This is a genomic window from Caballeronia sp. M23-90 (genome assembly GCF_053574605.1).
Map to the genome: position 1 here is coordinate 1 of NZ_JBSIPA010000494.1, position 4755 is coordinate 4755.

The 4755-nt window shown below is 61.5% G+C and carries 7 protein-coding genes; 5 read left to right on the forward strand and 2 right to left on the reverse strand.

The window, feature by feature from the left end; all coding sequences use genetic code 11:
* The 3 genes from ACRXB1_RS30800 to ACRXB1_RS30810 all read left to right on the forward strand — a co-directional run.
* On the forward strand, window positions 1-700 hold a 700-nt coding region (locus ACRXB1_RS30800; RefSeq protein ID WP_449494197.1), incomplete at its 5' end, for a diacylglycerol/lipid kinase family protein.
* Complete coding sequence (locus ACRXB1_RS30805) at window positions 697-1545, forward strand: metallophosphoesterase family protein (protein ID WP_449494198.1); 849 nt, start codon at window positions 697-699, stop codon at window positions 1543-1545. The genes ACRXB1_RS30800 and ACRXB1_RS30805, both read left to right, overlap by 4 nt.
* Window positions 1542-2369: a phosphatase PAP2 family protein gene (locus ACRXB1_RS30810; protein ID WP_449494199.1), complete on the forward strand. Its 828-nt coding sequence runs from the start codon at window positions 1542-1544 to the stop codon at window positions 2367-2369. Before ACRXB1_RS30805 ends, ACRXB1_RS30810 begins: the two co-directional genes overlap by 4 nt.
* Here ACRXB1_RS30810 and ACRXB1_RS30815 read toward each other — a convergent pair.
* Window positions 2360-2758 carry a PPC domain-containing DNA-binding protein gene (locus ACRXB1_RS30815; protein ID WP_449494200.1) on the reverse strand — a complete coding sequence of 133 codons (399 nt, stop codon included), beginning with the start codon at window positions 2756-2758 and terminating at the stop codon, window positions 2360-2362. The two genes, ACRXB1_RS30810 and ACRXB1_RS30815, sit on opposite strands and share 10 nt — an antisense overlap.
* 84 nt (window positions 2759-2842) lie before the next feature.
* On the opposite strand from ACRXB1_RS30815, the gene ACRXB1_RS30820 reads away from it, so the two are divergent.
* Window positions 2843-3232 carry an MAPEG family protein gene (locus tag ACRXB1_RS30820; protein WP_062172360.1) on the forward strand — a complete coding sequence of 130 codons (390 nt, stop codon included), beginning with the start codon at window positions 2843-2845 and terminating at the stop codon, window positions 3230-3232.
* Window positions 3233-3257: 25 nt separating this feature from the next.
* The gene (locus ACRXB1_RS30825) at window positions 3258-3932 is read left to right on the forward strand and encodes an alpha/beta hydrolase (protein WP_062172361.1); all 675 of its coding nucleotides are present in this window, start codon (window positions 3258-3260) and stop codon (window positions 3930-3932) included.
* Here the strand turns inward: ACRXB1_RS30825 and ACRXB1_RS30830 are convergent.
* The coding region (locus ACRXB1_RS30830; RefSeq protein ID WP_449494201.1) for a nucleoside hydrolase at window positions 3929-4755 on the reverse strand (827 nt) is incomplete at its 5' end. The genes ACRXB1_RS30825 and ACRXB1_RS30830 overlap by 4 nt on opposite strands.

A 4755-nucleotide genomic window follows, 5' to 3' on the forward strand; every position in this document is an offset into this window, starting at 1 on the left:
TGTGGTCGCGGCTGAAGTAGTTGAAGGTGCCGCGCGGCAAGACGGCGAAGGGACAGCCGCTGCCCAGCACGGCGTTCCGTCCGATCCCGCCGAATCCATTCCGTTGCTGCTCAGTGCACGGGCGCATCCGGTGCAGGTCGGTTTCGTCAACGACCGCATGTTCCTGGTCAATGCGAGTCTTGGTCTCTATCCGAAATTGCTGGAGGATCGTGAGTTGTACAAGCAGCAGTTCGGGCGAAGCCGTCTGATCGCGCTTTGGTCGGCAGCCGTCACCCTGTTGCGCCGGCATCGGCATTTGCGTCTGCACATAGAGCACGATGGCACAATGCAGGAAATCCGGACTTCGACACTATTTGTCGGCAACAATCGCCTGCAGCTCGAACAAATCGGCATGGCCGAAGCGCCGCTGCTGGAACGCGGGTTGCTCGCCGCTATTGCACCGCGCGCCGTCGGGCGGCTTGCGCAAATTGGAATCACGCTGCGCGGCGCGACGGGCAGGATGAGCGACGCCGATAACGTTGTCAGCTTTGCGTTCAGGCACATCACGGTGACGCATCCGTCGAAGCGCCGCCGTCTCGTGAAGATCGCAACCGATGGCGAAGTGACCTGGATGAACATGCCGCTCGATTTCCGCATCGCCCCGGAGCCGCTGTATTTGCTGAAACCCGAGGCCGATGTCGCCAACGCCAATCGCTCATGACCCTGCTGTTGCAAATTTCTGATCCTCACTTCGGCACTGAACAACCGCCGGTCGTGGACGCATTGCTGCGTCTCGCCGACACCCATCGCCCGGATCTCGTGGTCATGTCCGGTGACATCACGCAGCGAGCACGGCGTGCGCAGTTCAGCGCGGCTCGCGCTTTCGTCGATCAATTCGGCGCCACACCGTTCGTGATCGTGCCCGGCAATCACGACATTCCGCTCTATAACGTTTTCGCCCGCGCGATGCATCCGTATGCAAATCATCGGCGGGTGTTCGGGCATGATCTCGAACCCGTGTACGAATCGGATGCGCTGCTCGTGATCGGCGTGAACACGACGCGTCCTTACCGTCATAAGGATGGCGAAGTTTCAGTGCAACAAGCCGAGCGTGTGGCGCGGTTGCTCGAGCGCGCGGCGCCCGGGCAACTGCGCGTGGTCGTCACGCATCAGCCGGTTCTCGCCGCGCGTGCGAACGACGTGCATAACCTGTTGCACGGCCGCCCGCATGCGGTTCAGCGTTGGGCTAAGGCGGGTGCCGATCTGATCTTGGGCGGACATATTCATTTGCCATACGTGCTGCCTTTGCATGCCGCCTACAAGGATCTGCCGCGGCGCATGTGGGCGGTGCAGGCGGGGACATCGCTGTCTTCGCGCGTTCGCGGAGCGGTGCCGAATTCGGTGAATCTTATTGAATACCACGATGTATCGGCTGCAGGCGAACGGCGCGCCGTCATCGAGCGATGGGACTTCAATAGCGAGCGTGTATCGTTTGAACCGGTCACGCGGCACGAACTCGATTTCAGCACAGAAACGCTCGACGATTCTCTCGCCACGCTTTCATGAGTCAGCCAGATCCGAGATACGCCGAGTTGATTCATGCGGCGCATGTTGCGGGCGAGCATGCGCTCGCGGTGTACGGCGTGATGCTCCTGGTCGCAATCATTGCGGTGCTCGGCGCATGGCGGCTCGTGCAGCGCTACGGTTTGCCGCGTGAACAGGGCGGGTTGTCGCCGCGCGTCTTGCTCGTGCTCCATCTTGTAGTGAGCTTTGCGATCATCGTCGGGGCGGCTGCGCTCTTTGCCGGCATTGCCGACGAAATTGGCGACGGTGAGACACTCGGTTACGCAGACCAGGCTTTCGCCGATGGCATCGCCCAAGGTGTTCCGATCAGCGTGATCCGGATCTTTGCACGCGTTACGCATCTTGGCGATCCGTGGCTGCTCGCGCTCTGGTGCGTGCTGGGCGCGGCTTTGCTGGCGCTGCGCGGCAAGGTTGCGATCGCGATCGGGTTTGTGATCGCGATCGCCGGCAACGGTGTCCTGAACACCACGCTCAAACGCATCTTCGAACGCGTGCGGCCGGTGCACGACCGGGAGATCGCCACTGCCGATGGCTGGAGTTTTCCCAGCGGGCATGCATCGGGATCGCTGGTGACCTACGGCATGGTCGCTTATGTGCTGGTGAGCGTCATGCCCGCACGTTGGCGTTTGCCGGCCGCCATCGTGGCAACGGTGATTGCCGTCACGACCGCGAGCAGCCGCGTGTTCCTGCGCGTGCATTTCGCGAGCGATGTATTGGCCGGTTTCGCCTCGGGTACGGCGTGGCTGGTGGCGTGTATCGTCAGCATCGAACTCATGCGCCGGTACTGGCGCACCCGTCAGGGTTGAGGATATATCGAGAGTTCCGGGAAACCCGTGCCGGAATCGAACTCGCGTGAAAAGCGGAAACCGTCGAGGCTGACGAGCAGGATTTCTGCCGTGGTCCTGACAATGCATCCCGCCGATACATGGCCGCCGTACACACGGCCTGCGGAATCCGAAACGGACATGTGGAGGTGCGCGCCATCGGGACCAAGTGAACCGGCCAACGTCAGGATTTCGAGGTCGCAGTCGAGGAGCGCGGGTTGATCGATACCGGCATAACGCAGGTTCGCCACGCTCAGGCTGCCAACACCCTGAATCACGAACGCCGCGCCCAGCGCCTTGTTTCGTGCGAGGGATTCGAGCGTGTTGCGCAGGTCGTCGCCCGGGACGAGACGCGCAGGAAGGGTTTGCATGAGTAGATTTTCGCGTGTCTGCAGATGCGTCAATGATGGCATGATGAATCCGGTTTTGCCCGCACTTCAACCTAAAGAGCCACCATGACGACAGAACTCCATATCCTCGCCTGGGCGCTGGTGCTTGCGCTGATCCAGGTGTTGCTGCCATCGGTATTGCGCAGCCGCGAGACCGGTCTTGGCTATAACGCCAGTGCTCGCGACAAGCCGGCAGCGCCGCCCGGCAAGTTGACCGGCAGACTCATGCGCGCGCAAGCCAATCTGTTCGAGACGCTGCCTGTTTTCGCCATCGCCATCCTGATTACGCATATGGTTGGCCGCGAAGGCCCGTTGACGCTCACGGGCGCGTGGCTCTACATCATTGCGCGGGTCGTGTACGTGCCCGTATATGCAGCGGGAATTCCGTTCCTGCGCTCGCTCATCTGGGTCGTTTCGCTGTTCGGCATCATCCTTATTCTTGTTCCCATCATTTGAAGTCATCCACACCGGAGTCCAGTTCATGACCGACTTGTTGTCCACCATCGACGTGGAAACCGCGCCGAATCCCGAGTTCGCCGTGATCCTCATGCACGGCCTGGGCGCCGATGCCAACGACTTCATCCCGCTCGTGCCGGAGTTGCGCCTGGGCGATCTGCCTGCCGTGCGCTTCGTGTTTCCCAACGCGCTCGAAATGCCGGTGACGGGCAACAACGGCTACGTGATGCGCGCGTGGTATGACATTCTTTCGTTCGATGGCGTGAACCGCCGCGTCGATGAAGCCGGTCTCAAGGCCTCCTGCGACCGCATTCGCGATCTGATCGCACGGGAAAACGAACGGGGCATCCCGACATCGAAGATCTTCCTTGCAGGCTTCTCGCAAGGCGGCGCGATGACTTATACAGCGGGCCTGACACATCCTGAGAAGCTTGCCGGCCTGATCGTTTTGTCGGGTTATGTACCGTCGCCGGGTCTGATCGATGCCGCCTTTAGCGAAGCAAACCGCGAGACGCCGATCTTTGCTGCGCACGGCACGCAGGACCCGGTTCTTCCGCTGGAACTGGCCGTGCAGGGACGCGACTTCGCGCTGTCCCACGGCTGCAAGATCGAGTGGCATCAATATCCGATGCCGCACTCGGTCTGTGCCGAAGAAGTGGAAGCATTGCGCGCGTGGTTCGGCGCGCAACTGAGCCATTAAAGCGCTTTGAAGAAAGTTTTTTTGTACAGGTCGAGCATGCCGGCGGCATCCACGCCGATGCACACGGATTGCGCCGGACGATCATCCCAGTCCGGCGCAGGCGCCTTCATGGTCGTCGGTTTCTGGATTGTTTCGCCGATTGCGATGCCGCTTGTCACTACCCGTACGGGACCATTGCGCACGGTGTAGAGGTGGGGCGCGAGCACGTACGCCACCGCAGACGAATCGTGGACGTATATCCCTTCGAGTCCTGCGCTGTCCTTGTGGAATTGCGCATAGTGACGCGAGACGTCCCACACGAAACGGCCGGCATCGCCCTGGTCGACAAATCCGGCGAGCCAATCGTTGGGCATGATGGTCTCCTGCGTCACGTCCAGGCCAACCACGGTCACGGGCCAGGGCGCGCCGAGCACGATATCGGCGGCATCGGGATCGCACATGATGTTGGCTTCGGCCGCCGGCGACACATTGCCGAGCACGCCCGCCGTTCCAAATGCGCCGCCCATGATCACGACCTGCTTCACGAGCGTTGCAATCTCCGGATCGGCTTCGAGTGCGAGCGCGAGATTCGTCAGCGGACCGACCGCGATCAGCGTCACTTCACCGGGCTGGGCCCGTATGGTATCGATAATGAATCGATGCGCCGAACGCTCGTCCAGCAATGTATCGCCGGGTTCGCCGAGTTCGATATTGCCCAGCACGCCCGCCGTTCCAAATGCGCCGCCCATGATCACGACCTGCTTCACGAGCGTTGCAATCTCCGGATCGGCTTCGAGTGCGAGCGCGAGATTCGTCAGCGGACCGACCGCGATCAGCGTCACTT

Bases quoted from the DNA above. Each gene is read 5' to 3' on its own strand.
- ACRXB1_RS30805 (WP_449494198.1), top strand. From the start codon at position 697: ATGACCCTGCTGTTGCAAATTTCTGATCCTCACTTCGGCACTGAACAA.
- ACRXB1_RS30810 (WP_449494199.1), top strand. From the start codon at position 1,542: ATGAGTCAGCCAGATCCGAGATACGCCGAGTTGATTCATGCGGCGCAT.
- ACRXB1_RS30815 (WP_449494200.1), bottom strand. From the start codon at position 2,758: ATGCAAACCCTTCCTGCGCGTCTCGTCCCGGGCGACGACCTGCGCAAC.
- ACRXB1_RS30820 (WP_062172360.1), top strand. From the start codon at position 2,843: ATGACGACAGAACTCCATATCCTCGCCTGGGCGCTGGTGCTTGCGCTG.
- ACRXB1_RS30825 (WP_062172361.1), top strand. From the start codon at position 3,258: ATGACCGACTTGTTGTCCACCATCGACGTGGAAACCGCGCCGAATCCC.